Origin of the sequence: Mycobacterium sp. (genome assembly GCF_049683935.1) — a bacterium.
In the GTDB taxonomy this organism is placed as follows: domain Bacteria; phylum Actinomycetota; class Actinomycetes; order Mycobacteriales; family Mycobacteriaceae; genus Mycobacterium.
Genome location: NZ_JBAUJR010000072.1, coordinates 1 through 2,933 on the forward strand (window position 1 = coordinate 1; position 2,933 = coordinate 2,933).

Here is a 2,933-nt window from a genome sequence, read left to right on the forward strand (position 1 = left end):
GGTCGAACGCGGGCCGGACGTCGCCCGGTCCGCAGCCCCCGTCGGGGGTCGGTGACAGGTGGCCGTCGGCAGTCTCGAAGTTCAGCAGCCATTCGAGCGCGTCCAGGCCACGTTGTCGCAGCTCAGAGTCCTCTAGCGCGACACCGGCGGCGATCATCGCCTCGGCGAGCACCGCGTTGGCGTAGGTCAGTCGCGGTTCCGGCCACAACCACTCGGGGTCGACGGCGGCGGGCGGGAGAGACGCCGCATAGTCGGTCAGCAGCGTGCGGGACTCGATGTGCTCAGGTTCGTGGCCGAGGAGTTCCGCGGCACCGATCGCGGCGAACGCCATCGCCCGCGGGTGCGGTGACCTGGTGTGGGTCGCGCGCTCGAACTGGATCGTCGCCAACCGGCGGACCATGCTGACGTCGCTGTGCGCGGCGGCGGTGCCCAGGCCCCACACGGCCCGGCCCCAGTGATCGTCGGTGCTCGGCGTGTCGGTCCAGTGACCACCGCTGTCCATCCGGTTGCGGCAGGTGCCGTCGTAGGACTGGGCGTCGTTCAGGAACGTCAGCGCCTTACCGGCGAGGCCGTTGATGACACCCTCGGATTCCGGCTGCCGGGTGGTGACCACAAGCACCCTGGCCATGTCATCGGTGCAGTAGCCGTGCTCGCGGCGCGGTTCGGTCAACAGCGCATGCTCGAACGTCGCACGGTGATCGGTCATGCGCAACAGATGGGTGAACACCGGCGCGGTCATGCCGCTGCCAAACGTTCGGCGATGAGCCGTTGTGCCACAACCACATAGGCGTTGGCGACCACCGGCCATGCCATCGCCGGAGCCAGCCCGCGGGCTTCGGATGCCATCGAGCCGGCGACTCGCGGATCGGTCAGCATCCGGCGCAGGGCGCCCTCCATCGCGGCGGGATCGTCGTGGTCGACGACGGTGCCCGCACCGCTGCCGAGCAGTTCGACGGCGTGCGGGAACGCGGTGGCGACAACAGGCCGTCCGCTGGCGACGGAATCGACCAGCACTCCGGAGGTGACCTGGTCCTTCGAGTCGTAGGGCAGCACCACCACGGAGGCGGCCTGCATCAGGGTGGTCAACGCTTCGGGTGTCCGGTATGCCGAATCGAAGAACACCGAATCGGCGACCCCGAGGCGCTCCGCCTGGGCGATCAGGGCGTGGCGGTAGGCGTCGCCCTGCGAGGCGAGCACCTTCGGGTGGGTGCGACCGGCGATCAGATACCGCGGATTCTGCGGGAGGTGCTTGAGCGTGGCCATCGCGTCGATGACCCGCTCGATGCCCTTGCCCGGGCCCAGCAGGCCCCAGGTCAGGATGGTCGGACGGCCCGAACGCATCAGCGCGGCCGTGGTGGGCAGCGCCGCACCGTGCGGGATCGTGGTGACCTTGCGCCGATCGACGGTGAAGCTCGAGAACAGCCGTTCCCGGGCGGCGTCGGACATCACGACTACCTGATCAGCCAGGGCGAGCACCTCGTTGAGAACCAAAAGCTGGTGTGGCGTCGGATCTTTGAGCACCGTGTGCGCGATCACGATCGACGGTACGCGCAGGCCTCTCATGATCTCCACGACCTCGTCGCCGTCGGGACCGCCGTAGATGCCGTACTCGTGTTGGATGACGGCGACGTCGCTGCGGTTGAGCAACTCCGAGGCCGCGGCGACCGACGGCGCCGAGCCGTTGACGAGTTCGCCGGTGACGTCGGCGCTTTCCGATGGGGTGCCGTCGGCGATGCGGACGACCTTGACGTCGACGCCCCTCGCGGCCAGACCCTTGCCCAGCGCGGCGCTGAAGGTCGCCAGGCCGCAGGCCGTCGGCGCATAGGTGCTCAGGACCCCGAAACTCGGCAGATACGAAAAGCTTTGCATCCCAAAGGGAGCGGCCAAATGGTTGACTGTCAATGGAGCATTCAAAATTATCCCGACTCGGGCGTTGGTGTCGCCGGCGTACCGGCGTAGGTGAAGACTCGGGAAGATCAGCGCGTGAGCACAGAAACTGATCCACCGAACTCGCCGGCGATGCCAGCTTCCCCTAGCCTACACCTCGTCACCCCCCGTTGAGGCTGCGTGCAGGGCGACAACGTGCGAGTGCAGCACGCCGTGGACGCAGCCTGAACGGTAGCGAGACGCTGCTGTCGGACCGCCGAATTACCCTCGGAGGTGCCATGACACGTTGGGAGACTCGCGTCGCACACATTGCTGAGGCCGTGCTGGCCGAGCAGCAATTCGTCACGCCCATCAACGTCCTGGTCGGTCTCGGGTGGCTCGCCCAGGCGAACGTCGAGCGGTGGGAGCGGGGCCGCGTCACTTCTCTGGACCGCGGCGTGCAGGTCGACGCTGCTCGGACCCTCGATGCCCTACGCGGCTGGGCCGAGGCACACGGCCTGAAGCCGTGGGAGACGGATTACGGCGAGCTGCAGTTCACCGCGGACGGCGACGCCGCAGTCGAACGCGCCTTTCGCGTCCGCTGGGCGCCCGCCGAGCAACCCGCACCCGAGAGGCCGCGAGCACCGTCGCAGCGGTTCACCGTGATCTCGGCGATCAACGCCTTCACCTGCTCCTCTTGCGGCGACGAGAGCGGCGATCTGCTCCTCAAGGCGCGCTCCGGAGCACTCTGTCTCGACTGCGCCGACCTCGGTCACCTGGTGTTCCTGCCCTCGGGGGACGCCGCCCTGACCCGTCGCGCCAAGAAGGCGAGCGGGCTGTCGGCGGTGGTCGTCCGCTGGAATCTACGACGCAATCGTTATGAGCGCCATGGCATTCTGGCCGAGAACGATGCGATCGAGACAGCCGCCCAGCAGTGCCTCGAGGACGCCGACCTCCGCGCCAGTCAGCGTGCGCGAGACCAGATCTACCGCGCCGAGGCCGACGAGAAGTTCCGCGAGGACTTCGCCGCCGCGATCCGCGCACAGTTCCCCGGCTGCCCACCCGCC

3 protein-coding genes are annotated in these 2,933 nt (G+C 68.3%); 1 reads left to right on the forward strand and 2 read right to left on the reverse strand.

All coding sequences use genetic code 11. The features are described from left to right. Both WA965_RS04070 and WA965_RS04075 read right to left on the reverse strand, forming a co-directional pair. A partial coding sequence (locus tag WA965_RS04070) for a glycosyltransferase (RefSeq protein ID WP_526447113.1) occupies positions 1-739 on the reverse strand: 739 nt, incomplete at its 3' end. Next, a complete protein-coding gene (locus tag WA965_RS04075; RefSeq protein WP_526294059.1) occupies positions 736-1,869 on the reverse strand; it encodes a glycosyltransferase in 1,134 nt (377 codons plus the stop codon). The genes WA965_RS04070 and WA965_RS04075, both read right to left, overlap by 4 nt. A gap of 296 nt (positions 1,870-2,165) precedes the next feature. On the opposite strand from WA965_RS04075, the gene WA965_RS04080 reads away from it, so the two are divergent. Then, positions 2,166-2,933: DUF2293 domain-containing protein (locus tag WA965_RS04080; RefSeq protein WP_526447115.1), on the forward strand; the 768-nt coding region annotated here is incomplete at its 3' end.

Coding starts and splice junctions, on each gene's coding strand:
- WA965_RS04075 (WP_526294059.1), bottom strand. CDS start 1,869: ATGCAAAGCTTTTCGTATCTGCCGAGTTTCGGGGTCCTGAGCACCTAT.